19 protein-coding genes are annotated in these 26,091 nt (G+C 67.4%); 6 read left to right on the forward strand and 13 right to left on the reverse strand.

Annotated elements, in window-relative coordinates:
• From IJ15_RS0117750 to IJ15_RS0117770, 5 genes are all read right to left on the reverse strand, one after another.
• A partial coding sequence (locus IJ15_RS0117750; protein WP_031939690.1) for an MMPL family transporter occupies nt 1-1,649 on the reverse strand: 1,649 nt, incomplete at its 3' end.
• A 608-nt stretch (nt 1,650-2,257) separates the two neighbouring features.
• A complete protein-coding gene (locus tag IJ15_RS26120; protein WP_156112139.1) occupies nt 2,258-2,695 on the reverse strand; it encodes a hypothetical protein in 438 nt (145 codons plus the stop codon).
• A gap of 250 nt (nt 2,696-2,945) precedes the next feature.
• The gene (locus IJ15_RS0117760) at nt 2,946-7,886 is read right to left on the reverse strand and encodes a putative T7SS-secreted protein (RefSeq protein WP_051919138.1); all 4,941 of its coding nucleotides are present in this window, start codon (nt 7,884-7,886) and stop codon (nt 2,946-2,948) included.
• 37 nt (nt 7,887-7,923) lie between these two features.
• Complete coding sequence (locus IJ15_RS0117765; protein WP_031939693.1) at nt 7,924-8,541, reverse strand: BAR domain-containing protein; 618 nt, start codon at nt 8,539-8,541, stop codon at nt 7,924-7,926.
• On the reverse strand, nt 8,538-8,906 hold the full coding sequence (locus tag IJ15_RS0117770; protein WP_231569578.1) for an SseB family protein: 369 nt from the start codon (nt 8,904-8,906) through the stop codon (nt 8,538-8,540). Before IJ15_RS0117770 ends, IJ15_RS0117765 begins: the two co-directional genes overlap by 4 nt.
• Nucleotides 8,907-9,032: 126 nt before the next feature.
• Here IJ15_RS0117770 and IJ15_RS0117775 point away from each other — a divergent pair, with 126 nt between their 5' ends.
• Complete coding sequence (locus IJ15_RS0117775; RefSeq protein ID WP_031939695.1) at nt 9,033-10,469, forward strand: sugar porter family MFS transporter; 1,437 nt, start codon at nt 9,033-9,035, stop codon at nt 10,467-10,469.
• A gap of 3 nt (nt 10,470-10,472) precedes the next feature.
• Here IJ15_RS0117775 and IJ15_RS0117780 read toward each other — a convergent pair whose 3' ends face one another.
• Both IJ15_RS0117780 and dxs read right to left on the reverse strand, forming a co-directional pair.
• Nucleotides 10,473-11,276: a pentapeptide repeat-containing protein gene (locus tag IJ15_RS0117780; protein WP_031939696.1), complete on the reverse strand. Its 804-nt coding sequence runs from the start codon at nt 11,274-11,276 to the stop codon at nt 10,473-10,475.
• 71 nt (nt 11,277-11,347) lie between these two features.
• Entirely contained in the window at nt 11,348-13,318 is a 1,971-nt protein-coding gene (gene dxs / locus IJ15_RS0117785; protein ID WP_031939697.1) for a 1-deoxy-D-xylulose-5-phosphate synthase, read from the reverse strand.
• A gap of 156 nt (nt 13,319-13,474) precedes the next feature.
• Here dxs and glsA point away from each other — a divergent pair, with 156 nt between their 5' ends.
• Entirely contained in the window at nt 13,475-15,298 is a 1,824-nt protein-coding gene (gene glsA, locus IJ15_RS0117790; RefSeq protein WP_031939698.1) for a glutaminase A, read from the forward strand.
• Between the two features lie 15 nt (nt 15,299-15,313).
• Here the strand turns inward: glsA and IJ15_RS0117795 are convergent, their stop codons facing one another.
• A complete protein-coding gene (locus IJ15_RS0117795) occupies nt 15,314-16,210 on the reverse strand; it encodes a glycosyltransferase (RefSeq protein ID WP_031939699.1) in 897 nt (298 codons plus the stop codon).
• 162 nt (nt 16,211-16,372) lie between these two features.
• On the opposite strand from IJ15_RS0117795, the gene IJ15_RS0117800 reads away from it, so the two are divergent.
• Together IJ15_RS0117800 and IJ15_RS0117805 are read left to right on the forward strand one after the other, a co-directional pair.
• Complete coding sequence (locus tag IJ15_RS0117800) at nt 16,373-17,362, forward strand: daunorubicin resistance protein DrrA family ABC transporter ATP-binding protein (RefSeq protein WP_031939700.1); 990 nt, start codon at nt 16,373-16,375, stop codon at nt 17,360-17,362.
• Nucleotides 17,359-18,189 (forward strand): ABC transporter permease, encoded by an 831-nt coding sequence (locus tag IJ15_RS0117805; protein WP_031939701.1) that lies wholly within the window; start codon nt 17,359-17,361, stop codon nt 18,187-18,189. Before IJ15_RS0117800 ends, IJ15_RS0117805 begins: the two co-directional genes overlap by 4 nt.
• An 87-nt stretch (nt 18,190-18,276) precedes the next feature.
• Here IJ15_RS0117805 and IJ15_RS24895 read toward each other — a convergent pair whose 3' ends face one another.
• The 4 genes from IJ15_RS24895 to IJ15_RS0117825 all read right to left on the reverse strand — a co-directional run bounded on the left by IJ15_RS24895 (nt 18,277) and on the right by IJ15_RS0117825 (nt 23,807).
• Complete coding sequence (locus tag IJ15_RS24895; RefSeq protein ID WP_081880797.1) at nt 18,277-19,836, reverse strand: MDR family MFS transporter; 1,560 nt, start codon at nt 19,834-19,836, stop codon at nt 18,277-18,279.
• Nucleotides 19,837-19,880: 44 nt separating this feature from the next.
• On the reverse strand, nt 19,881-20,366 hold the full coding sequence (locus tag IJ15_RS0117815; protein WP_031939702.1) for a MarR family winged helix-turn-helix transcriptional regulator: 486 nt from the start codon (nt 20,364-20,366) through the stop codon (nt 19,881-19,883).
• Between the two features lie 167 nt (nt 20,367-20,533).
• Nucleotides 20,534-21,799, reverse strand: a complete 1,266-nt coding sequence (locus IJ15_RS0117820) for a class I SAM-dependent RNA methyltransferase (RefSeq protein WP_031939703.1) — start codon at nt 21,797-21,799, stop codon at nt 20,534-20,536.
• A 13-nt stretch (nt 21,800-21,812) separates the two neighbouring features.
• Nucleotides 21,813-23,807: an APC family permease gene (locus tag IJ15_RS0117825; protein ID WP_031939704.1), complete on the reverse strand. Its 1,995-nt coding sequence runs from the start codon at nt 23,805-23,807 to the stop codon at nt 21,813-21,815.
• Between the two features lie 161 nt (nt 23,808-23,968).
• On the opposite strand from IJ15_RS0117825, the gene IJ15_RS0117830 reads away from it, so the two are divergent.
• Both IJ15_RS0117830 and IJ15_RS0117835 read left to right on the forward strand, forming a co-directional pair.
• Complete coding sequence (locus IJ15_RS0117830; protein WP_031939705.1) at nt 23,969-24,634, forward strand: potassium channel family protein; 666 nt, start codon at nt 23,969-23,971, stop codon at nt 24,632-24,634.
• A 72-nt stretch (nt 24,635-24,706) separates the two neighbouring features.
• Entirely contained in the window at nt 24,707-25,363 is a 657-nt protein-coding gene (locus IJ15_RS0117835; RefSeq protein ID WP_031939706.1) for a potassium channel family protein, read from the forward strand.
• Here the strand turns inward: IJ15_RS0117835 and IJ15_RS0117840 are convergent.
• Nucleotides 25,340-26,032: a DUF3159 domain-containing protein gene (locus IJ15_RS0117840; RefSeq protein WP_231569579.1), complete on the reverse strand. Its 693-nt coding sequence runs from the start codon at nt 26,030-26,032 to the stop codon at nt 25,340-25,342. The two genes, IJ15_RS0117835 and IJ15_RS0117840, sit on opposite strands and share 24 nt — an antisense overlap.
• Between the last annotated feature and the right edge of the window lie 59 nt (nt 26,033-26,091).

Genomic DNA, 26,091 nt, shown 5'->3' on the forward strand with positions numbered 1-26,091 from the left:
GCCTTGATGGGCAGCACGAGGGAACCGAACGCCAGGAACATCAGCAGCGTCGTCAGGATCAGCACCGTGACGATCATCAGCGGCAGGTTGTCGAGCAGGGCGCTGATGCTGTCCTGCTCGATCGCCGGGGTGCCGCCGACCATCACCGTCACGCCGTCGGGGACGTCCATGGCGCGTAGGTAGTCGATGGTGGCGGCGGAGTCGTTGCGGTCGACCAGTCCGGCCTTGAGGACCTGGACGCCGTCCTTCGCGGGGCCGGTGATGGTGAACTTCTCGACCAGTCCGGGTGCGCCGCTGGCGGTCTTGAGGATCTGCCCGACCTGGGCGCCCTCGCCGCCGGTGATGACCAGTTTCACCGGTTCGGTGCGGTTGCCGGGGAACAGTTCGTCGAACTGCTCCTGCGCGATCCTCGTGGGATTGTCCGAGGGCAGATACTCCTCGTTGATGCCACCGAACTTGATACCGGTCAGCGGCACCATCAGCAGCAGCAGACCGACCACGATCGGGATCGTCACCTTCACCGGGTGGCGCATCACCCAACGCGTGAGCCGGCCCCAGACGCCGGCCTCGATCTCCTCGGTCGACTTGATCTGACCGAACCGCTCGAGACCGAACTTGTCGATGCGTCTACCGATGATGGCGAGCAGTGCGGGGAGCACCGTGACCGACGTGAACGCCGCGAGCAGGACGGTGGCGATCGCGCCGTACGCCATCGACTTGAGGAAGCCCTGCGGGAACAGCAGCAGGCCACCGAGGCTCGTGATGACCATGGTTGCCGAGAACAGCACAGTCCGGCCCGCGGTCATCACCGTGCGGCGCACCGCCGCACGGGTTTCGTACCCGTCACCGAGTTCCTCCCGGAACCGGCTGACGATGAACAGCCCGTAGTCGATCGCCAGGCCCAGACCGATCAGCGACACCACCGAGATCACGAACGAGTTGACGTCCGTGAAGTGCGTGATCACCCGGACGATGCCTTGGGCGCCGATGATCGTGAGGCCACCGACGATCAGCGGCAGCGCCGCCGCGATCACACCACCGAACACGAAGAACAGCAGCACCGCGACCGCCGGGATCGCGAGGATCTCCATGCGTTTGATGTCGTTGGCGATGGTGTCGTTGATCGCGCTCGCGACCGGCTGCATGCCGGCGAGCTGGACCTCGACGCCGTCGATCGCGAACGAATCCTTGATCTCGCGAAAGTTGTTCGTGATCGCCGTGTCGTTGTCGCCCCGCAGGGCGATGCTCGCGAGCGCATGCGTGCGGTCCGCCGTCGCGAAGGCCTGGAGCCGCGGCGTGTTCGGCACAGGAAAGTAGCTGCCGTTGATCTTCGCGACCTGGTCCGGATGTTCCCGGAGCAGGCGCTCGAGGCTGTCGGTGACCGTCGCGCTGAACACCGGATCGTCGACCGTCTTGCCCTCCGGGGCGGTGTACATCGCGACGACGTCACCCGTCGCGTCACGGCCGAACGTGCCGTCCGCGAGTCTCGCCGCGGCCACCGACTCCGAACCGGGATCGTCCAGACCGCTCTGACTGAGATGGGCACCGAGACCGGAGCCGTAGGCGCCCAACGCCAACAGTCCGGCCACCATCACCGCGATGACGGTGAAACGGGCCCGGTAGACCAGATCCCCCCAGCGAGCAAACACCTATTGACTCCTCAGCCCCCGACGAGCAACGCGGATAGTGGACGGCGGCGGCCGTGACCAGTCGCCGCCGTGGAGTGCAGGTCTTCACATTACGGGCCGCCACGGCGTCGTACGTCCATGATCGATTTCGCCGCGGGGCAATCGCGTCGGGCGGGACCGACCTGCCCCGTCACACAGCCCCCAGACACAGGTTCGCCTCGCCTTCTCCGATCCCGTCGATTTCGAAGGAGTTTCCCCGGTGCTCACTAGGCGATCGCCGTCTCGGCACCCGACGCGATCAGGGCACCGTACGAGGGCTTCGACCAGGCCACCTACTGCCGTTGTCCTCCCTCGCACCGACGGTCGCCTATCCCGGCAAGGCGTGGCAACAGCTGGACGGTATTAGATAACTTCCACTTAACCGGCAAATTAATGGGGACTTCCTTCAAACCGAAACGGACCGTTGCTTTCGCAAGCATCTCGATGGAGTCGCAGCTCGTGAAAACTCACCCCTTCCAGAGACGGAGCGTCGCCCCCGTGCATTGAACGGATTACGACTGGGTTCACCAGCATGTCCGCCCAGCAAATTTCATATCCCCTTCATGAAGCCATCAAAGAATCAACCGAACCTAGGTTGCCTTCCCGGTTCCGGACATCCAGTTTTCGAAACCCGACTGAATGGCATCGAGCGCCGACTCGTCCGCATAGACATCGGCACCAACCACGCGATCGTCAAACGACCCGAACCCCCGAACAAGCTTTGCACCTTCGAGAACAAGCGGCACGAAATGCCTGACCAACGAGTTGCCGTCGACAGAAACCGGGCGCACTCCTTCGATCACTCGCTCGAGTTCATCGATTGCGAATTCCGAGGGAAGCAGTAGGCAGATAGCTGGGCGGTCACGACTGACTTCGATGACAGCACCAAGATTGGCCGTGTCAGTCGTCAACCAGCCACCGAACTGCAGCAGGTCGTCGTTCCGATTCAACTGGAAGTCGTGCCGATCTCCGGGAGGCAGCGCTGCTCCATCGTCCTCCCATCGCTTCCACAGAGATTCACGTTTCATTGTGAGAGCACCGAGCCGATTGAAGGGAGCAAGGGGCTGAGTTACTCCGACGAGGACAAGTTGACCCGCCAAGACAGAGGAAGCGGCTTTGCTCAGTGTGTTGGCGGCGACAGCGACCGCAGCAGGAATCGACTGTGATCCCTCTCGGCGGACCTCGATACCGACAACACCGACCCGAGGACGCCGGTGAGCAATATCTTTGAGAACGGGGACATTTTCGGCTGATGCCCGATTCAGTGAGATTCTCTCGCTAGTAGTCATAGTGATCGCCGTTCGGTGCGTTGAAGTGTGGGCCGCGGTTCTGCGAGGGGTCGTCAACAAAGATATGTCCTTGGGCATCGTCTCGGATGAACGTCTGCCTCATACCTCCACCTGCAGTCGGCACGTCGAAGACGTAGTTCCGGCCAGGCTGCAGGTTGCCCCTGCGGTCGTAGTTCGGTTCGACTGCAGACGGGTGTTGGCTGACCGGGATACCTAGGTCTCGTTTGGCCTGGTTGAATGCACCGTCCCTGCTTGCACCTTCGGGAGACATGTTCGGAGGACGCGTACCGCCACATGCTTCTGGTACCAGTCCCAGCGGATCCGACCACACCGTGGGGTTGTGCGGGTAACTGTTCGGATTCGGTGACGGCGCGAGCCCCAGCGGGTCCGTGGTCGCGTAGCGCGCGGTGACGGGGTCGTAGTAGCGGTGCAGGTTGTAGTGCAGGCCTGTCTCGTCATCGAAGTACTGACCGGGGAAACGGATCGGGGTGTCGGCCGTGCCGGTCCAGTACGTGCTCCCCCACAACGACATCACCGACCGCCCCGCGACGCCCGCCGTCACCGGATCGACCAGTTCGGTCGGCGTGCCGACCAGGTCGGTGACGATCGCGTAGAACTCGGCATCCACCGACCCCTGATCCGCCAGCTCCACCGTCAGCACCGAGACCTGCGTCAGCGGCGTGTGCGTTCCCGGCCGAAAGGTCCACCGGGTGACCCGATCGGACGTCGACTGCTCCACCAACGTCGTTGCATCCCAGGTGAACACCGTCCGCTCCGCCACCGACCCGTCCGCGGCCAAACGGGACTTGACGGTACGTCGACCCAGGGCGTCGTAGCTGTACCGCCACCACACCCCGTCCGGCGTCCTCACCTCGGACAGCTGGTCGAACGCGTCGTACCGGTAGTGCCACACCTCCGGTTTCCGCGACAGCCTGGTCGAGACCTTGCGGATCAACCTGCCCGCATCGTCGTAGCTGTACCGCGTACGGCCGTCGCGGACCAGCAGCGTTCCGCGATACTCACGCCGGCCGTCGTCATCCACCTCCGCCGTGGCCGTCTGCGTCACGATATTGCTCAACGCGTCGTACTCGTACCGCTCCACCGCCGTGCCGTCGTCGACCACGGATGTGATGCGGCCCGCCGCATCCAGCTCGAACTGCCGACGCAACACCCGATCGGTGGTCGTCGTCTGCCCGGCCAGATAGCCGTCCGGACGGTAGTCGAACACGTCGGACCGCAGCACCCGCGAAGCGGAGGCCGGGCCGGAGTCGAAACTCAGGCTCAGCGACGACGCCGGATGCGCCACCGCCTCCTGCATGGTGAGCCGCCCACGCGAGTCGTGGTGGCGGGTGATCCCCAACTCTCCCGCCCTCCACCCGGTGACCGCGCCGCGGGCGTCGTATGTGAGACCGATCGAGTGCCCGTCGACCGCCACCGAAGCGACGCGGCCCGCGGCGTTCCATCGCCAACCGGTGACGCCTCCGGAATGCGAACGCCGCTCGACACGCCGCCCGAACGGGTCGTGCTCGAAACGCAGTTCGCCCGCGCCGTCGACAGTCTGCCGCGCGAGCTGGCCCGCGGCCGTGTACTCGAACTCGACCGTGTGGGTCCGGTCCCCGCCGATACCGCTGACCGCCGTCAGCGTCCGCCCGGCCAAATCGTGGGTGTAGCGCCGGAACTCGCCGCTGTCTGCCGTGACGTCGAGCAGACGCCCCAGCACGTCGTGCGAGTGGTGACGCGTCACACCGGTCGGCGACGTCACCATCGCGACGCGACCCGCGGCATCGTGCGTGTAGGTGGTTCGCGCACCGTTGAAGTCGGATTCGGCGACCAGGCGCCCGTCCGCGTCGTACTCGTACGACCAGGTCTGCCCGAGCGGGTTCGTCACCGCCGTCAGCCGTCGCTCGGTGTCCCAGGCGTACGCGGTGAGCGAGCCGTCCGGATCCGTCCGTGAGGCCAACAGATCGAAGGATCCGTACACGTACGACGTGGTGGCGCCCACCGAATCCTTGTGCCGCAAGAGGTTTCCCTCGCCGTCGTAGTCCCACGACTCGACGGCGGCGTCCGGATGTGTTCGCTCGACGAGCTTCCCGTCGGGCGACCACCGCAGTCTCGTCACCGCGCCCGTCGGGTCGGTGACCGAGGCGGTCCGCCCGAATGCGTCGCGGGTGAGCCGTGTCGTCGTCCCCGTCGGGTCGGTGAAAGCGACGGGCAGCCCGGCGTCGTCACATTCCACGAGGGTGCGGGCGCCGGTCGGCTCGGTGACCGAGGACACCGCCCCGGTCAGGTGGTAGCTGTACTCGGTCCGCGCTCCCCCGGCGTCGGTCACCGCCACGAGGTTGTCCGCGGTGTCCCAGTCCTGGCGGACGACCGTGCCGTCGACCTGATGGACGGCGATCGGCCTGCGAGGTCCGGCGTAGTCGACGGTGATCGAGTGACCGTCGGGCCTGGTGACCTGCGCGACGTCACCGTCGGCGGTGTAGCGATACCGGGTGACGGCGCCGTCGGGCCCGGTGACGCGCAGCGGCTCGCGGCGCTCGTTGTAGTCCGCGTGCGTGCGAGAACCGTTCGGCGACAGTAGGTCCCGTTGCCGTAGGTCACTGTCGAACCCGTGCGAGGTCTGCGTGCCGAGCGAGTTGGTCACCACCGTGACCGAGCCCGTCCCGTCGGCGGTCGGCACGTAGCTGAAGCGGGCGGACATGACGCCGTCGGTGCCGTCCTGGACCACCACCCGCCCGTCGGCGTCGTAGGTGTTGACCATCCGATTGCCGTTGGAGTCCTGCCACGACAGCATCCGCCCGTCGGCGTCGTACATGTAGCGGGTCGTACCGCCGAAACCGTTGGTGACCGAGGTGAGGTGCTCGCCGTCGTAGCCGAAGCGCCGAACGACGACCGCCGAACCGGACTCGGGATCGACCACCGACAGCGCGCCGATCCGTCCGCCGCGCGCGTCGACGAGCACACGGTAGCCACCCGTGTGCGACACCTCGGTCGGCGCGCCGTCCGGGCCGTAGTGGAAGCGGATACGGTTGCGGAACCGGTCGGTGATTGCGCTGATCGAGATGTTGCCCAGCGCCGAATCGACCCCACCTAGTTCGAGTTTGGGGGCGAAGTGCCAGGTGATCGACCGGTCCGGGTCGTGCACCGCGTAGCCGCCGGTCTCAGTCCGCGAGAGCGTCCAGCGCTGCAGCGACTGTTTCGGGTGGGCGGGTTCACCCACCTCCGGGTGCGGATAGACCACCATCACGCCGTCCTCGGCGAGCAGGGTGACACCGGATTGCTCGACCACGACCCGCATGTCGATCGTCGACGACCAACTCGGGCCGAACCACCGGCCGAATCCGTAGCTCGAACGGTGTCGCCGCCCGAACACGAGTGGCAGCACGCCGGGCAGCGTCAGATCGGTCTCGGGAAGCAGGAACTCGCCGGTGGCCGCATCGACCGGGTCCTGGCACTCGGTGACCTGGTTGCTCGTCTGGTCGCTCGCCGGGCCGCTGTCCTCCGCGGTTTGCGCCGCTCCGGAGTCGGATTCGGCGAGATGCTGCGGGTGCGGGTTCTCGCCCTCCGGCGGGCGAGTGTCACCGGGATCGTGGCCGGCACCGGGCGAACCCTGATCGTGTGCAGAGGCGGACTGGTCCGGGCCGCCGGAGTCCGTGTCGTGCAGCGACGATGGTGAATGGACTTCCGGCCCATCAATTCCCGGAGAGTCGACCCCTGGGGCAGCCATACGGGGGACCTCGGGCGTCGGGGCGTGGCGAGCCGCGTCCGCCACATGGTCTGCGGTCCGCAGACCACTTCCCACATCCCCGGCCAGCTCGACCACGTGCATCGATGTCCGCGCACCGGCCACTCCGGCGCCCGCGCCACCCGTCGCCGCCGTCAACAGCGCGTCTCCGGTGAGTGCGCCCGCAACCTCGAACGGGTTGGCCCGGGCGTCGGCGAGGAACGCGTCCACCACGGCCCCGGGATCCGCCGCGGCCACCACGAGGCCGGTCGTCAGGTCGCTCAGTCCTTCGACATACTCCGCCGGGTGGCTGAGATTGTACGGATCGATGGGGTTTACCTGTCGCACGAACTGCACGATTCCGGTGAGCCCTGTGACGAGACCGGACGTGAAGTTGACGCTGCCGTGCTCGATCACGTCGGTCAGATCCCCGAAGTTCGCAGCCATCCGCTGCGTGAACGGCGGCTCCTCGGGCGCCGAGTCGGCCAGGGCCGCCAGCTGACCGGCAATCTGCGTTGCGGCATTGTCACGCTCGGCACGCGCGGCACGAAGGACCTCCACCGCCTCGGCGAACATCGCCGTCCAACTGTCGACCAGTGTGGTGCCCGCGCGCTGGTCGCCGCTGAGCGCGCTGTAGGCGGCCCTGATGGCCCGCTCGTGCTGCTCGGCGTGCTCCCATCGCGCGATCGCGTCCGCCGCGCGCGCCTGCGCCGACTCGATCGTGTTCGACCACCAGGTCAACGACTGGGCGGCGGAGGTCATCGCGTCGGCCGCGTCCTGCCACAACCCCGGTTGTCTGTCGAAGACGGACCGGAACGCATCGGCAGCGTCACCGGTCCACCCTGCGGCGTCGACCCTCCGCAACGCCGTCCCCGTGGATCCGATGTCGGCGCCCAGCTCGGTCAGCGTCCTGACGGCCTCGTTGACGACCCCCGTATCGCCACGGATCAGCTCCCGCGGATCGGTCGTCTGCCCGAGTTCGAGTTCGTCGACTGCGCCACCGGTGACGCTCGCCACCTGGTCACCGAGGTCGGTGAGGACGTCGGCGACACCGTCCGCACCCAAGCCGCGGGCGACACCCGCCAACCTGTCGAGACCTGCATCGGCCACCTGGCCGGCCTTTTCGACAACTCCTTCGGCCGCGTCCTCGACGAAGTCGCCGACCTTGTCCAAGCCTCCGATGACGTCGTCCCACCCATAGCCCATCAGTTCTCCCCCGCCCTGCCCCCGCCCTGGCCGTCGGTCAGGTCCGGTCGTTCATGACCGACGCCGCCTGCTCGGCAGCGCCAGTGTGGTAACCGCTTGCAACGTCCACCCCGACGACGTCCGCAACCATCGGCGACACGTTGGCGAACGCCTGCGGGCCGACCGTCGAGATCACTTCTTTGTTGGTCCGGATCGTGTCCATCGCGGCGTCGAACGACTCCCCGCTGTAGTCGGGATGGAGCACGTTGTTGACCGGATTGTCCGCCAACGTCTCGCCCCAGGACCGCTCGCTGATCTCCTCCTCACCGAGGTGCGGGTTTCCGGCGACATGCGTCCAGGCGGTCTTGACGGTGTCGGAGACCTGTTGGTCCATCATGTGATAGCGCCCGGCCTGGAGATCGAGCAGCTCGGCAATCTCGTTCGCCGACCGGACGAGATTGCGCACGCCCCATGACCACCGCTCCGCGTACTCCTCGAGACTCTTCTGAACCGCCTCGGATCCCACCTCCATCGGCGACAGCGCCAGGATCGCGAAACCCCTACCCGCCGCGGCCGTCTCACCGATCCCGAGTTCGGACAGCGAGTCGATGATCCCCGTGATCCCCTGCGCCGCCTGCTGCAGAGCAACAGGATCGACCTCGAGCCCTGCACTCATGATCGGGCCGCACCCAGATCGGGTGGAAACGCCATCGGGCCGGCGCCGGCGACGTCGACCACAACTCCGGTCGGCCGGTCGAAGCTGGGCAGGACCTGCTCGACGATCCGCCAACCGAACAATGTCTGGTAGCGCGCCCCGGTGCGTTCACCGCGTGCGACAGCGTGCCGCGCGAACTCGCGTTCGCTGGTGAACGCGGGAACCCATCCGAGATCACGGATCTCGGAGCTCCACACCCGATTCTCGGCCGTCAGCGGTACCAAGAGCGGTGCCCGGCGAAACGCGTCGAACAACGCGTTCGGCTGCCCGAAGCCCTGATAGAAAGCGTCGATCTCCGCAACGAGATCTGTGCAGCCCCCACTCACCGAACTCCCCCTACGTTCCATCCCCCGGAATCGGCGCAATGCTACTACCCGGCGACATCTCGTCCGAACCCGGCGAATTCGGCGTAGCGTCCCGGCTGAAGGAATCCTCGGATGGGAGGACCGCCCATGTCGAACGTCGGCGCCTCCGGCCAGCCCTCGGCCGCTCACGCAGCCGTCGGACTGGCCGTGATGTTCTCGGCCGCAGCAGCACTGGGCGGTTTCCTGTTCGGCTACGACACCGCAGTGATCAACGGGGCGGTCGGGTCCATCCGGGACCGCTACGACATCGGCGCCGGCGCGACCGGCCTGTCGGTGTCGCTGACGCTGCTCGGCGCCGCGTTCGGCGCGTGGGTCGCCGGTAGCATCGCCGACCGGCTCGGCCGGATCCGGGTGATGCGGATCGCGGCGGTGCTGTTCGTGATCGGCGCTCTCGGCTCCGCGTTTCCGTTCGGCATCGTCGACCTGACGCTGTGGCGGGTACTGGGCGGTGTCGCAGTCGGTTTCGCATCGGTGATCGCACCCGCCTACATCGCCGAGATCGCACCGGCCGCGATCCGCGGTCGCCTCGGCTCGATGTACCAGTTGGCGATCGTGCTCGGCATCGCGATCTCCCAACTCGTGAACTACGGGCTGTCGTCCGCGGCCGGCGGCGGACGCGGCGAACTGCTGGGCATCGAGGCGTGGCAGTGGATGCTCGCGATCGAGGCGGTGCCGGCGCTGCTCTACCTCGTGATGACCTTCACGATCCCCGAATCGCCGCGGCACCTCGTGCGATGCGGTCACGAGGACACCGCCCGCACGATCATCGGCGAACTCGAGGGTGGCGACGAGGAGGCCGTCACACGCCGGATCGAGGAGATCCGGCAGTCCCTCGGCGCCGAACGCGCCCGGGTCGGGGTACGGGCATTGTTCTCGAAGACAACGGGTGTCGCCGCGCTCGTGTGGGTGGGCATCGCGTTGGCCGCGCTGCAACAGTTCGTCGGTATCAACGTGATCTTCTACTACTCGAGCACGCTGTGGCAGGCCGTCGGCTTCGGCGAGGATCGCTCGCTTCTCATCAGCGTCGTGAGCGCGCTGGTCAACATCGTCGGCACGTTCGTCGCGATCGCCGTGATCGATCGCATCGGGCGCCGCCCGCTGCTCCTCGTCGGCTCGGTCGGCATGGCCGCCTCCCTCACGACCGCCGCGGTGTGTTTCCATTCGGCAACGGTCACCACGAACGACATCGGCGAATCGGTGGCCACCCTGACGGGAGCCAACGGGACTGTCGCACTCGTCGCCGCCAACGCGTTCGTGTTCTTCTTCGCGCTCTCGTGGGGACCGGTGGTGTGGGTCCTCATCAGCGAACTGTTCCCCAACCGGGTCCGCGCGGCGGCCGTCGGCATCGCGACGGCCGCCAACTGGGTCGCCAACTTCCTGGTGTCGGCGACGTTCCCGTCCCTCGCGGACTGGAACCTGTCGCTCACGTACGGCGGCTACGCCGTGATGTCGCTGCTCTCGATCATCGTGGTCGCCAAGTTCGTGACCGAGACCCGCGGCCGAACCCTCGAGCAGGCCGGCTGAGCGCTACCAGTGAGCCGGTCGGGTCAACGCCGCCGGAAGCCTCGTCTGCGCGTCGCCCCGCGCGGCACCGATCTGGAAGCGGGTGAGGAACAGCGCCTCCGACAGGTCGGTGCCCCGCACGTCCGCGCCCCGCAGATCGGCACCGATCACGTCGGCCATCCGCAGATCCGCGTTCCGCAGATCCGCACCGATCAGCCAGGCGCCACGCAGATTCGCGCCGCGCAGATCCTTGCGGGCCAGCTTCGCACCCATCAGATCCGCACCCCGGTGATTGCGGGGACGTCCGGGCGCCCCGGCACGGACCCGCTCACTGACCTGTAGAAGCACGGCGTTGACCTTGTCGCGGTGCGCGGCGACATCGACGCCCGCGAGTACCTGCGGCGCACTGTCGGTCAACAGCACCGTCTCGTCCCGCAGCGCCGTCAACTCCGACCGAAGTGGCGCCGCGGCCCGGATCCGCAGCGACTCCTCCAGATACCACAGCAGCTCGTGCAGCTGCCGCTGCACCGGGAACACGTCGAACATCGATTGCGCGCTGTCCGGGGCGTCCCGCCAACTGCGACCACCGAACGTCCCCTGCGACACCTTCTGTCCGGCGCCGAAACAGTCGTACACGGTGCAGCCGGCGAACCCCGAGGTACGCAACTCCGTGTGGATGCCGCACCGGAAGTCGTCAAGGAGGTTCCGGCACGGCGTCCCCCCCGCCTTGTCGACGGCGAAGTCCGCCGACCTCGCGAACGGCAATGCGACGCAGCACAATCCGAAGCACTGCCCGCAATCTGCGGACAGCTCAGTCAATTCCGGCACCCGAACCGAGTCCTTCCGACACAGTGGACGATTCCCCGAATCGTCGCAGACGACCGGCACGTGGAAAAGATCTACCCGACGGCCGGATCGGACTTGTCGAGTCCCTTCCCGTTGAGAGCCTTCTTGTCGACGCCGACTGCCGGCGCACCGTCGATCCTCGCCCGATCCAGCCCCACGACCCAGCCGGTGACCTGGCGGGTGACATCCTGTGCGGTCAGACCGAGCTCGCTGTGGATCTGATCGCGGGAGGCGTGGTCGAGGAACTGCTGAGGCACACCCAGATCCCGGCACGGAACGTCGACGCCGGCCGCGCGCAACGCCGCCGACACAGTGGCACCGATGCCACCGTGCAGTCCGTTGTCCTCGATGGTGACGACCATCCGGAAATTCTCGGCCAGCTTGATCAGTGATTCGGGGACCGGCAGGACCCAGCGCGGGTCGATCACAGCGGCCGAGATTCCGTGCCGGTTCAAGCGTTCGGCGACGTCCAGAGCCAGCCCGGCGAACGAACCGACCGCCACGAGCAACACGTCACCGCGATCGTCCTCGGGCATCTGCAGGACGTCGACGACACCGTCGAGTCGGCGCACGGCGGGAACGTCGTCGCCGACGGCCCCCTTGGGGAACCGGATCACCGTCGGCCCGTCGTCGATCGCGAGGGCCTCCTGCAGTTCCTCGCGCAGCGTTGCGGCGTCGCGGGGCGCAGCGACCCGGATGCCCGGGACGATGCCCAGCAACGACAGGTCCCACATGCCGTTGTGGCTCGCCCCGTCCACGCCGGTGATACCCGACCGGTCCAGCACGATCGTGACGGGCTGCTTCAGCAGCGCGACATCCATCAGCAACTGGTCGAACGCACGGTTGAGGAACGTCGAGTAGATCGCGACGACGGGATGCATGCCGCCGAGCGCGAGACCGGCAGCCGACGTGACCGCGTGCTGCTCGGCGATACCGACGTCGAACATCCGCTCCGGGAAGCGGTCCCCGAACGCGGCCAGCCCGGTGGGGCCCGGCATCGCGGCGGTGATCGCCACGACGTCGTCGCGCTGCTCGGCCTGAGCGATGAGCTCCGCCGAGAACACCGACGTCCAGTCGGGGGCGGACGTCCCGCGGGAGCGACCGGTGAGCGGGTCGATCACGCCGGTGGCGTGCATCTGGTCGGCGACGTGGTTCTCGGCGGGCGCGTAGCCCATGCCCTTCCGGGTGACGGCGTGCACGATGACCGGACCGCCGAAGGCCTTGGCCCGGCGCAGTGCGGACTCCATCGCCACCTCGTCGTGCCCGTCGACCGGACCGAGGTACTTGATCCCGAGGTCGGTGAACATCACCTGCGGGCTCACCGCGTCCTTGAGACCGGCCTTCATCCCGTGCAGCAGCTGGTACGCGGCCCGCCCGACCCACGGCATCTTCTTCACCATGCGGCGACCGTTGTCGAGGATCCGCTCGTAGCCGGGCTGCAGGCGCAGCGCGGCGAGATGGTCCGCGAGCCCGCCGATGGTCGGGGCGTAGGAGCGGCCGTTGTCGTTGACGACGATCACGACCGACCGGTCCCGGCCGGCCGCGATGTTGTTGAGGGCTTCCCAGCACATCCCGCCGGTGAGCGCGCCGTCCCCGACGACCGCCACGACATGACGGTGCTGCCCGGACAACTCGAACGCCTTCGCGAGGCCGTCCGCGTAGGACAACGCGGCGGACGCGTGCGACGACTCCACCCAGTCGTGCTCGCTCTCGGCGCGGCACGGATAACCCGACAGACCCCCCTGCTTGCGCAGGGAGTCGAACTCGTCCTTACGGCCGGTCAGGATCTTGTGGACGTAGGCCTGGTGGCCGGTGTCGAAGATGATCGGGTCGGCAGGCGAATCGAACACCCGGTGCAACGCGAGCGTCAACTCGACGACACCGAGGTTGGGGCCGAGGTGACCGCCGGTGGCGGACACCTTCTGCACCAGGAACTCGCGGATCTCCGCGGCGAGTTCCTTCATCTCCTCCGGATCGAGCTGACGCAGGTCGTCAGGCGTCTGGATACGGGCAAGGACACCCAACGAGATCGCTCCCTCCAGCATGTTCACGGGCTGTCACTCGACAGCCCGCCAAGTCTACGGAGCTGCCGAACACGAAGCCGCTCGGCATCGGATCCGACCGCGCCGCGCGTGCTCGAATACACATCCCGGACTGTTCGCTCATCCTACTGTTGCTCCATGGGCAACGTGGTCGACGACTTCATCACCCGGGTGTACGACGTGGTCCGGGCCGATCAGGGCGGCAATGTGGCCGACTACATCCCCGAGCTCGCCGCGGCGATACCCGATCGGTTCGGGATCGCCGTCGCGACGTCCGACGGGCATGTCTACGAGGTCGGCGACTGCGATGTCGAGTTCACCATCCAGTCCATCTCCAAACCGTTCACGTACGCGCTGGCGCTCGCCGACCGGGGCATCGACGCCGTCGGCGAGAAGATCGACGTGGAGCCGTCCGGCGAGGCGTTCAACGAGATCAGCCTCGACCCCGACACCGAACGGCCGCGCAATCCGATGATCAACGCGGGCGCCATCACGTCCGCGTCGCTGGTCGCGGGCTCCGATCCGGTCGAACGGTTCGAGCGGATCCGGCAGCTCTACTCGCGTTGCGCGGGGCGGGAACTGACGCTCGACGAGGCCGTGTACGCGTCCGAGGCCCGTACCGGGCACCGCAACCGCGCGATTGGCTACATGCTGCGTTCGTTCGGCGTCATCACCGGCGACCCCGACGAGGCCGTCGACCTGTACTTCCGGCAGTGTTCGATCGACGTCACCTGCCGCGATCTCGCGATGATGGCCGCGACCCTCGCGAACAACGGCGTCAACCCGCTGACCCGGGACCGTGTCCTCAACCCCGCCCTCGTCGAGCGGGTCCTCAGCGTGATGACCACGTGTGGGATGTACGACGCCGCCGGCGAGTGGGTCACCGAGGTGGGGATGCCCGCCAAGAGCGGTGTCGGCGGCGGCGTCCTCGCGGTGCTGCCCGGACAGCTGGGTATCGCCGTCTTCTCACCCCGCCTCGACCGACACGGCAACAGTGTCCGCGGCGTGGAGGCCTGCCGGGCACTGTCCCGGGACCTGGAGTTGCACTTCCTGCACGTCACCCGGGCCGCGCGCTCGTCGATCCGGGCCCGCTACGACGTCGGCTCGGCGCCGTCACGCACCCGCCGCACCGACGCCGAACGGGCCACTCTCGACGCCGTCGGCCGCCGCGCGCGCATCTACGAACTGCACGGCGACCTCCTGTTCACCGGCGCCGAGACCGCCGTTCGGGAGATCGACGCCGAACGCACCGACCTCGAGGCGGTCGTCGTCGATGTGCGCCGCGTCGACGAGGTCAGCGGGATCGCCCGTCGGATGATCGAGTCGCTGCGGGCCGACCTCGCCGACAGTGGGTGCCGCAGCGCACTGGTCGACCCGGAGGGTCACTTCGGGCACACCCTGTCCAGCCTCGCACCCGACGATCCCGTCGGACGGGTGTTCGCCGACCTGGACTCGGCCACCCAGTGGTGCGAGGAGGTACTGCTCGACGCGCACTGCCGCAGCGGCCGTCAACCCGACTCGATCACCCTCGAGCAGCACCCACTGCTGGCCGAACTCACCGCCGACCAGTTCGAACGTTTCACCGACGAACTCGAATCGCGGACGGCCGTGCGCGGTGACGTGATCGCCCGACGCGGCGATCCTGCCACCGGCATCTTCCTGATCCTGTCCGGCCGCGCGAGCAGGACCGTCACGTCGACGGACGGCACGGTCCACCGGATCACGACGCTGTCGGCCGGGATGACCTTCGGGGAGATGTCGACGCTGCTGGGCTCGACCTTCCTCGACGACGTCCGCGCCGACACCACCGTGACCCTCGCGATGCTGCCGCGGGACAATCTCGCTCGGTTGACGGCTCGCGCGCCCGCGATCAAGTCGGCACTGCTCGAGCGACTCGCCACAGTCGCGTACGGCCAACTCGAGACGGTGCTGCGCACCTTCGAACAGCACGGGAGCCCGTGACCCGGGCCGTTCGCATCAGTTCTGGGGTCGGTCCCGGAGGTCGGTCGTCGTGACCACCGGCATGGTCCGCGCCGGACCGCCGAAGAAGAACCTGCGGACGGTGAACCGTCCCAGATCGGGGTCGTACGGACGGTACGCGAGGTAGGCACCGAGGTGGGTGAACCAGTGCAGGCGCAGCATCCGCCGATGCTGCGGGGTCATCGCACCGTGCCGTTCCAACGTCTTGATGCCGGCGTCGATGTACCGGGAGAACTCGAACGGCGGCGTCAACGCCCGGCGCGGCGACACGTCCGCCCGCATCTGCGTCAACTGCACGATGCCGATGCCCTCCGCACCGATGCACAACGCCAGGTCGGCGTCCTCGTGGACGTCCCGGTCGGCGCTGACCGCGCCCCGCACACGGTCCCACGTCGACTTCCGCACCGCCATGTTCGCGCCGTGCAGGTTCCGGATCCGCTGCTCACCGCCGAGGATCCCCTTCCGCACGAGCCGATCGACGTACCAGCTCTTCAACCCGCGGTACGGCGAGTCGTACGAATTGCTCAGCCCCGTCACGGCGCCGATGTCACCGGTGTCGGGCCGGCCGAAGTAGTCCAGCATCGAACGCGCCCAGTCCGGCGCGACGCGGGTGTCCGCATCGATCCGCCCCACGATGTCACCCGTCGCCGCATCGAATCCGGCGTCACGCGCATACACGGTGCCGGCCCTCGGTTCCCGGATCAGCCGCACGACGGGATGGCGGGAGGCATACTCTTCGACGATCTCGGCGGTCCGGTCGGTCGAGTTGTTGTCGACCACGACGATCTCGTGCAGATCCCGCTCCTGCGCGAGCAGGGACACGAGGCAGGCACCGATGTAGGTTTCTTCGTTGTAGGCGGGAACGACGACGGTCAATCTCAGCGCAGTGTCCACACCTCTCGTCCTACCCGACGAACGCCTCACGCGCGAACCGGACATTGCACGCCGCAGGTCGCAAAAAGTGATTGCGCCCAGCACACCGGATCCGCCAGGCTTGGGTCGACGATCCGATTTCTACGTCCACCATCCGCGCACGACGCAGACCCCGAGGACCAGATGATCCCTGACAACTCCCTGGCCATCGAAACGCACGGCTTGATCAAGAGATTCGGCTCGAACGTCGCGGTCGCCGGCGTCGACCTCGCCGTCCCGACGGGCGGCGTGTACGGCGTGCTCGGCCCCAACGGTGCAGGTAAGACGACCACGATCCGAATGCTGGCGACGCTGCTGCCGCTCGACGGCGGATCGGCCCGCGTCCTGGGGCACGACGTCGCGGCCGAAGCCGAGACCGTGCGCAGCAAGGTCTCCCTCACCGGCCAGTTCGCGTCGCTCGACGAGGACCTGACCGGCGCCGAGAACCTCGTCCTGCTCGGTCGCCTCTACGGATACTCGCGCGCCGCGGCGCGGTCCCGGTGCGACCAGTTGCTCGACGCGTTCGGCCTCGAGGACGCCGGAGGTCGCCAGGTGAAGACCTATTCGGGCGGCATGCGGCGGCGCCTCGACATCGCGGCCAGCATCATCGTGACACCCGAACTGATCTTCCTGGACGAACCCACCACCGGGCTCGATCCCCGCAGCCGCAACCAGGTGTGGGAGATCGTCCGCGCATTGGTTGCCGGCGGCACCACCGTGCTGCTCACCACGCAGTACCTCGACGAGGCCGACCAGCTCGCCGACCGTATCGCCGTCATCGACCACGGCAGGGTGATCGCGGAGGGCACCACCGGCGAACTCAAGGCGTCGGTGGGATCCGGGGCCCTGCACGTGCGGGTCGCGGAACCGGCCCGGCGTCCCGAGGCCGCGACCATCCTCGAACCAGTTCTCGGGGTGCCCGTGAGCCTCGAATCCGACCCTGCGGCACTGACCGCGCGGATCGACGACCCGCAGCGGGTGGCCCGGGCACTCGCGGCGCTCGACGACGCGAATCTCGCCGTCACCACATTCGCCCTCGGCCAACCCAGCCTCGACGAGGTCTTCCTGGCCCTGACCGGCCACGGCGCCGAGAACCCCGCCGACACCGACATGATCGAGGAGAGCGCGTCATGACCGACACCATCACCACCTCGGCGCAGGCGGTCGGCAACGTCCTGCAGATGGCGGGCCCCCGGCCCGCGCGGCCCAACGGACTGTCGACGTCGCTGTCCTTCGGATGGCGAGCGCTGCTCAAGATCAAGCACGTTCCGGAGCAACTCTTCGACGTCACCATGTTCCCGGTGATGTTCACGCTGATGTTCACGTTCCTGTTCGGTGGCGCGCTCGCCGGCTCCACGGACGCCTACGTGCAGTTCCTGATTCCCGGCATCCTGGTGCAGACCGTCGTGATGATCACGATGTACACCGGGCTGACCCTGAACAAGGACATCGAGAAGGGCGTGTTCGACCGCTTCCGCTCACTGCCGATCTGGCGGCCGTCACCGCTCGTCGGCGCCCTGTTCGGCGACATCGTGCGCTACACGATCGCATCGGTGATCGTGCTGATCCTCGGTCTGATCCTGGGTTTCCGGCCCGCGGGCGGAGTCGTGGGCGTCGTCGCGTCGGTGCTGCTGCTGTTGCTGTTCTCGTTCAGCCTGTCGTGGGTGTGGACGATGTTCGCGATGCTGATGCGGACCGAGCAGGCCGTGATGGGCGTGTCGATGTTCATCCTGTTCCCGCTCACCTTCGCGAGCAACATCTTCGTCGACCCGTCGACGATGCCGGGCTGGCTGCAGGCGTTCGTCGACGTCAATCCGATCAGCTACCTCGTGACGACCCTTCGAGCGTTCTGCGCGGGCTCGTTCGAGTTCGGTCAGCTGTCCGTCGTGCTGCTCTGGTGTGCCGGCTTCATCGTCGTGTTCGGTCCGCTGACGATGCGGCTGTACAACCGCAAGACCTAGGGGACCCCGCTCCCGAAACGGCGTCAGGCCCGCAACCGACACGGTTGCGGGCCTGACGCTTCACTTGGGCAGCTACGCCTTCGGGTCCTACGCCTTCACTTCCGGAGCGGCATCGCGCACCACACCCTGCTCGTCGGCATCGACCGGGGTTTCGATGTCGATGGTCTTCCGCAGCGGAGTGTTCGGGATGAAGATGACGCAGGCCAGCGTGATGAGCGCGACAAGGGCCGCCACCAGGAACAACCGTCCCGTCGCGTCGCCGTAGGCGGCGCGGATGATGGCTGCGATCGGTGCCGGCAGGGCGTTGATGTCCAGGGTGCCGCCGCCCGACGAGCTCGCGTCGATCCCGAGCTCCGCGAAGCCCTCCGACGACAGGGTCGCGACCCGGCTCGCGAGGATCGAACCGAGCACCGACACGCCGATCGCGCCACCGAACGTCCGGAAGAACGCGACCGAACTACTCGCCGAACCGATGTTGTCGACGCTCACGGTGTTCTGCACCGCGAGCACCAGGTTCTGCATCAGGCTGCCGACGCCGACACCGACGACGGCGATGTAGACACCGATCAGCCACAGGCTGGTGGCGTGGTCGATCGTGGAGAGCAGCCCGAATCCGACCACGAGCAACGCGGCGCCACCGACGATGAACGGCTTCCACCTGCCGAAGCGGGAGATGAGCTGGCCCGAGACGACCGACGAGACCAGCATGCCGAGCACCATCGGGATGGTCAGGACACCGGCGATGGTCGGGCTGTGCCCGCGGGCGGTCTGGAAGTACTGGCCGAGGAAGGTGGTCGCACCGAACATTCCGACACCGACCGCAACCGACGCGATGATCGCCAGACCGGTCGTCTTCTCGGTGATGATCTTCAGCGGGATGATCGGCGACTTCACCTTCGATTCGACGATCACGGTGGCGACCAGCAGCGCGACGCCCGACGCGACGTAGATCGCGGACTCCTTGGAGAACCAACCGTAGTAGTCGGCCTTGCCCGCGAACGACACCCAGATCAGCAGGACGCTGACACCCGCGGTGAGCAGTGTCGCGCCCAACCAGTCGATGGAGACGTCTTCCTTGCGCTCGGTCGCGATGTGCAGCGTCCGCTGCAGCAGGAACAGCGCAACGACTGCGAGCGGGATGCACACGAAGAACGTCCAGCGCCAGCCGAGCGGGCTGTCCACGATCACGCCGCCGAGGATCGGGCCGCCGGACATCGACACCGCCATCGCGGCACCCATGTAGCCCGAGTAGCGGCCGCGGTCACGCGGCGGAATGATGCTGCCGATGATCGCGACCACCAGCGCGGTCAGACCGCCCATGCCGATGCCCTGCACGACGCGGGCCGCCAGCAGGACGGGCACGTTGTGCGCGAAACCGGCGATGACCGATCCGACGACGAAGATCACGATCGAGGACTGGACCAGGATCTTCTTGTTGAACAGGTCGGCGAGCTTGCCCCAGATCGGGGTGGACGCCGCATTCGCGAGCAGCGCGGTCGTGATGACCCACGCGAACTGGGTCTGGGTGCCCTTCAGGTCACCGATGATCGTCGGCAGCGCCGTCGAGACGATCGTCGTGCTCAGCAGCGCGGTGAACAGCGCCGCGATGAGCCCTGCAAGGACCTCGAGAATCTGGCGGTGAGTCATCGCCTCGTTGCCGGAGCCTGCGCGGCTCTCCCCCACTGATGTCGTCATTGAAGTGCTCTCCCACTGTAATTTGCAGCTAGCGGCGTGGATTCGTTCCCCCGGGCGGTGAGGGTGTCGGTGAGACGTTCGATGGTCGACAACGCCGCCACCGCCTCGTCCTGACTCCACCCGCCGAGCAACCCGTGCAATCGCGCGGTTCTTCGTTCCTTGGTGGTCCGTAGGACTTCGTTGCCCTTGTCCGATACCTGGACCAGGAATGCCCGTTTGTCGTCCGAGTCCGGTTGCCGGTCGACGAGGCCGGCATCGACAAGTTCCGTCATCTGCCGGCTCAGCGCCGATTGACTGACGCTGAGTACCGACGCGAGTTCGTTCTGCCGGCACGGCCCCCGCACCGAGAGCACGAACAACACGGCGGCCAGCGCCGGTGCGAGTGGATCGTCGACAGCGCTGGAGAGGACGGTCCGCAGCGAGCGTCCGAAGAGGAAGATCGCGTCGACCAGTGCCTGCGCGGTGTCGGGCTGAACGGCCATCGGATACCCCGAATCCCCTGGAATGAATGAGCGAATTACTTGCAGAGTGCAACCATAAACATAGTTGCGTGTGTCAAGCAATTACTTCGCAAATGCGACATTCCACACTTCGCATGCTCTGACCTGGGCTTTTACGGCGCGCCGCTATCCGAGGTGTGCTGAACGCCTCAGCGCGTCAGGAGGGCGAGGCTCTCCATGTGGTGGGTGAGGGGGAAGGCGTCGAACACCCGGACCTGCGCCAAGGTGAAGCCCTGCTCCCGGTAGAGCGCGATGTCGCGCGCAAACGACGCCGGATCGCAGCCGACGTGAACGATCCGCTCCGGACCCGCCGCGGCGAGGGCCTCGACGACATCGCGTCCGGCACCGGCCCGAGGCGGGTCGAGCACCACGACCTCGGGTGCCGGGAGATCACGCAGAGCACGCTCGACGCGCGCCGCATGCAACCGCACCTGCGGCAGATCCGCCAGTGCCGCCGACCCGTCGGCGACCGCGGTGTGGGAGAACTCGACCGACTCGACCCGGCCGGTCTCACCGACCTGGTCCGCCAGCGTTGCCGCGAACACGCCCACTCCGCCGTAGAGGTCCCACACCGCCGCGCCGGGTGACGCCTGCGCCCACTCCCCCACGACGGCCGAGTATGTCTGCGCCGCGCTCCGGTGTGCCTGCCAGAACCCGGTGGCGGACAGCGTCCACTCACGGTCGCCGACCCGCTCGACCGCACGCCCGGAACCGATGACGACCCGTTCGGCGCGACTGGTCGCCGCGGCCGCCCGCCGCGCCGTCGCCCCGCGCCGTCCGGGACTGCGCCGACCGGTCCGCGAGATCTTGGCCGGCGCGATCTCCACCACGTGGCGCACGCCGTCCGCATCGAGCACGACCTGCACCTCCGATCCCGGCTCCCACGACCGCTCGGCCAGACCCGCGTACGCCGAGGCGTCGATCTGCGGGCACGCCAGCAAGGTCTCGATGTCGTTGCTGCGGAAGCGACGGAACCCCGGACGTCCGGCCGCGTCGACCGCGAGACGCACGCGCGAGCGCCAGCCGGCGCCGTGACCGGTGCCCGGCAACTCCTCGACGGCGACGTCGAGATCCAGACCCGCGATCCGGCGCAGCTGCTCGGCGACGACGGTCCCCTTCAGCGCCCGCTGCGCCTCGAGCGTGGCGTGCGAATAGTCACAGCATCCCGCCCCACCCGGACCCGCGATCGGGCACAGCGGATCGACCCGATCGGGTGAGGGTTCGATGACCTCGACCACGTCGGCGCGGCAGAACGAACCACCACGGTCCTCGGTGACGTGCGCGACGACCCGCTCACCGGGCAACCCGTGACGCACGAACAGCACCCGCCCGTCGTATCGGGCCACACAGAAACCGCCATGGCCGGGATTCCCCAACTCCACCTCGAGCCGAAGACCCGTCCAGTTCTCACTCACCACGTACTTCCCGTCACTTGCCTTCGGATTCGAACCCGCGACGACTCGCACCGGGTGCATTGTCGACACGCTCACGTTTGACCTTCTCCGACGAACTCAGCTGCCACGGCACACTCGTGACCATCACGCCCGGCTGGAACAGCAGTCGGCTCTTGAGGCGCAGGGCACTCTGGTTGTGCAGGATCTGCTCCCACCAGTGCCCCACGACGTACTCCGGGATGAACACCGTGACGACGTCACGCGGCGAATCCCTCCGGACCCGGCGCACGTAGTCGAGCACCGGCTTGGTGATCTCGCGATACGGCGACTCGATCACCTTGAGCGGCACCGTGATGTCGCTCTTCTCCCATTCGCGGACGAGCGCGCGGGTGTCGGGTTCGTCGACGTTCACCGTTACCGCCTCGAGAGTGTCCGGCCGTGTCGCGCGGGCATATGCGAGCGCGCGCATCGTCGGCATGTGCATCTTGGAGACCAGCACGATCGAGTGCGTACGGCTGGGCAGCACGCCGTCCCACTCCTGCTCCTCGAGTTCGGCGGCGACGCTGTCGTAGTGGCGCCGGATCGACTTCATCACCACGAAGATCAGGATCATCGCGACGATCGCGATCCACGCACCGGCCGCGAACTTCGTGAGGAGCACGATCACCAGCACGGCGGCGGTCATCGCGAGTCCGATCGAGTTGACCACGCGCGAACGCCGCATCCGTCTACGCTGCGCCGGATCGGTCTCGGCCCTCAAGTGCCTCGTCCAGTGCCGGATCATTCCGGTCTGGCTCAGCACGAACGAGACGAACACGCCGACGATGTAGAGCTGGATCAGCTTGGTGACCTCGGCGCCGAACACCACCACGAACGCGATCGCCGCACCCGACAGGAACAGGATGCCGTTGCTGAACGCGAGCCGATCGCCACGCGTGTGCAGCTGACGGGGCAGGTAGCGGTCCTGCGCCAGGACCGAACCCAGCACCGGGAAACCGTTGAACGCGGTGTTCGCGGCGAGCACGAGGATGAGCGCGGTGACGATCGCCATGAAATAGAAGCCGGCCGGGAAGCCGGAGAAGACGGCCTCGGCGAGCTGCGCGATGAGCGTCTTCTGGTGGTAGCCCTCCGGAGCCCCGATCAGCTGGGTCTCCGGGTTGTGCGCGTACACGATCCCGACCTTCTGCGCCAGAATGATGATGCCCATCAGCAGGACGATCGCGAACGTACCGAGCAGCAACAGTGTGGTGGCCGCGTTGCGGGACTTCGGCTTCCGGAACGCCGGCACGCCGTTGCTGATCGCCTCGACCCCGGTCAGCGCCGCACAGCCGGACGAGAAGGCCCGGGCGATGAGGAACGCGAACGCGATGCCGTACAGCTGCGAATCCTCGGCGTCCAGAATGAATCCGGACGATTCCGCGTGGACGTCGTCGCCGAAGACGTAGATGCGGGCGAAACCCCACCCGAGCATGACCAGCATGCCGACGATGAACGCGTACGTGGGAATCGCGAACGCGGTACCGGACTCCCGCAGACCCCGCAGGTTCATCGCCGTCAACAGCACGATCGCCGCGATCGCGAACAGCACCTTGTGCTGGGCCACGAACGGCACCGCGGAACCGATGTTCGACGCCGCCGCCGAGATCGACACCGCCACGGTGAGCACGTAGTCCACCATCAGCGCACTGCCCACCGTCAGTCCGGCGTTGGGGCCCAGGTTGGTGGTCGCGACCTCGTAGTCACCGCCACCGGACGGGTACGCGTGCACGTTCTGCCGGTAGCTCGCCACCACCACCACCATGACGATCGCCACGGCCAACCCGACCCACGGCGCGTACATGTACGCGGAGATGCCCGCGACGGACAGCACCAGGAAGATCTCTTCCGGGGCGTAGGCCACCGACGACATCGCATCCGAGGCGAAAACCGGTAGCGCGATTCGCTTGGGCAGCAGCGTGTGCCCGAGCTTGTCGCTCCGGAACGGCCGCCCCAGAATCAGCCGCTTCGCAGCGGTGGAAACCTTCGACACTGCCAAAGCGTAAGCCGTCCGAGGGAACGCACAGCAGCCAGGAGCCGAAGTCGGGCGTTTCCCTGCGGTGGCAACTTGCTCTTCCCTGCCCGCGCTGTACGGTTCGACTCGACGCCGACGGCACCCCGTCCGGGCGCGAATCCGATGAACGGAGTGGACAGGTGTACGTAGTAGTCATGGGATGCGGCCGGGTCGGCTCGTCCCTCGCTACCGCACTGAGCCGAATCGGCCACGAGGTGGCCGTCATCGACCGCGACGCGAGTTCCTTCCTCCGACTCGGAGCCGACTTCACCGGGCACACCGTTGTGGGGATGGGATTCGACCGCGACGTGCTGGTCCGGGCCGGGATCGAGCGTGCCGAGGCATTCGCCGCCGTGTCCTCCGGCGACAACTCGAACATCATCTCCGCGCGCGTCGCCCGCGAGACGTTCGGTGTGGACCGCGTCGTCGCCCGGATCTACGACGCCAAGCGCGCCGCGGTGTACGAACGTCTCGGCATCCCCACCATCGCCACCGTGCCGTGGACCACCGATCGCTTCATGCTCGCCCTCGCGCAGGACGACGAGATCTCGAAGTGGCGGGACCCGTCCGGCACGGTGGTCGTGACCGAACTGCCCTTCCACGAGGACTGGGTCGGCCGCAACATCGCCGAACTCGAGGCCGCGACCAACTCCCGCGTCTCGTTCGTCATCCGTTTCGGATCGGGCATCCTCCCCGACCGCAAGACCGTCATCCAGTCCCAGGACCAGGTGTATGTCGCCGCGGTGGCGGGCACCGTCGCCGAGGCCGTCGCCCTGGCCGGCAATCCCCCGCCGTCCGACGACTGACACCCCGAGACGACCGGTCAACGAGCGGTCAATGACTCCCTTCTCGATCGACTACCCGATTGGAAACCTCCGATGAGAGTGGCCATCGCAGGAGCCGGCGCCGTAGGCCGCTCCATCGCCCGCGAACTCGTCCGCAGCAACCATCACGTCATGCTGCTCGAACGCAAGCTCGAACACGTCGAGCCCGAGGTGATCCCGCAGGCCGAGTGGATGCACGCCGACGCGTGCGAACTCAGCCTGCTCGAGGCTGCACAGCTCGAGACCTACGACGTCGTGATCGCGGCCACCGGCGACGACAAGGCCAACATCGTGTTGAGCCTGCTCGCGAAGACCGAGTTCGGGGTGGGGCGGGTCGTCGCCCGCGTCAACGATCCCCGCAACGAATGGCTGTTCGACGAGTCGTGGGGCGTGGACGTCGCGGTGTCGACACCGCGCATGCTGGCTTCGCTCGTCGAGGAGGCGGTCACCGTCGGCGATCTCGTCCGGCTGATGACCTTCCGCCAGGGTCAGGCGAATCTCGTCGAGATCACCCTGCCCGACAACACCCCGCTCGCCGGCAAGCCGGTCCGCAGGATCCGGCTCCCGCGTGACGTCGCGCTGGTGACGATCCTGCGTGGCGGTCGGGTGATCGTCCCCCAGCCCGACGACCCGGTCGAGGGCGGCGACGAGTTGCTGTTCGTCGCGGCGAGCGAGGTCGAGGACGAACTACGCGCCGCGATCGACATCTGACGCGCCGGCGACGGGGCCCTCGGCGGACTTGCCGCCGGCGGCCCCCTGCTCGACCGGTTCGACCGCCGGCTCCACGATCCGATCCGCGCGGCGCACGGCCCAGATCGTCACGAGCAGCACCAGACCGGTCAGCGGCCAGCCCATCCCGATCCGGGCGACGGCGAGCCACCCCGTCTGATCGGCATCGTAGAGCTGGGACTGAACCAGATACCGGGCACCGAAGACCAGTGCCCACGCAACCGTGGCGATGTCGTACGCGCGCACCGCACCCTTGTGTGCACGCCACGCGTTGCGGTGCCCGTTGAGGTATCCCCAGACCACGCCGACGAGCGGCCACCGCACCAGAATCGACACGACGAACGCGGCGGCGTACACCAGACTGGTGTAGATCCCGAAGAGGAAGTAGCCCTTCGCGTCACCAGTGCGGTAGGCGATGAAGGCGCAGACGCCGACGCCGAGGAAACCCGAGATCGCGGGCTGCACGGGACTGCGACGGACCATTCGCCACACCAGGATGGCCGCGGCCACACCGAGCGCGATCCACACGGCCGGTGCCAGGCCCCACAGGCTGTTCGCCGGCACGAAAACCACGATCGGCAACGACGAGTAGACCAGCCCGCTGAGTCCACCGAGCTGTTCGAGGATCGTCTGCTGCTTCGTTTCGGTCACGCGACGAGACTGCCACATCCCGGCGGCACCGCGCCGACGCCCGCCCCACGACGGGCCGG

It is taken from the genome of Prescottella defluvii (assembly GCF_000738775.1).
GTDB lineage: Bacteria > Actinomycetota > Actinomycetes > Mycobacteriales > Mycobacteriaceae > Prescottella > Prescottella defluvii.

Coding starts and splice junctions, on each gene's coding strand:
- IJ15_RS26120 (WP_156112139.1), bottom strand. CDS start 2,695: ATGAAACGTGAATCTCTGTGGAAGCGATGGGAGGACGATGGAGCAGCG.
- IJ15_RS0117760 (WP_051919138.1), bottom strand. CDS start 7,886: ATGGGCTATGGGTGGGACGACGTCATCGGAGGCTTGGACAAGGTCGGC.
- IJ15_RS0117765 (WP_031939693.1), bottom strand. CDS start 8,541: ATGAGTGCAGGGCTCGAGGTCGATCCTGTTGCTCTGCAGCAGGCGGCG.
- IJ15_RS0117775 (WP_031939695.1), top strand. CDS start 9,033: ATGTCGAACGTCGGCGCCTCCGGCCAGCCCTCGGCCGCTCACGCAGCC.
- glsA (WP_031939698.1), top strand. CDS start 13,475: ATGGGCAACGTGGTCGACGACTTCATCACCCGGGTGTACGACGTGGTC.
- IJ15_RS0117800 (WP_031939700.1), top strand. CDS start 16,373: ATGATCCCTGACAACTCCCTGGCCATCGAAACGCACGGCTTGATCAAG.
- IJ15_RS0117805 (WP_031939701.1), top strand. CDS start 17,359: ATGACCGACACCATCACCACCTCGGCGCAGGCGGTCGGCAACGTCCTG.
- IJ15_RS24895 (WP_081880797.1), bottom strand. CDS start 19,836: ATGACTCACCGCCAGATTCTCGAGGTCCTTGCAGGGCTCATCGCGGCG.
- IJ15_RS0117815 (WP_031939702.1), bottom strand. CDS start 20,366: ATGGCCGTTCAGCCCGACACCGCGCAGGCACTGGTCGACGCGATCTTC.
- IJ15_RS0117835 (WP_031939706.1), top strand. CDS start 24,707: ATGAGAGTGGCCATCGCAGGAGCCGGCGCCGTAGGCCGCTCCATCGCC.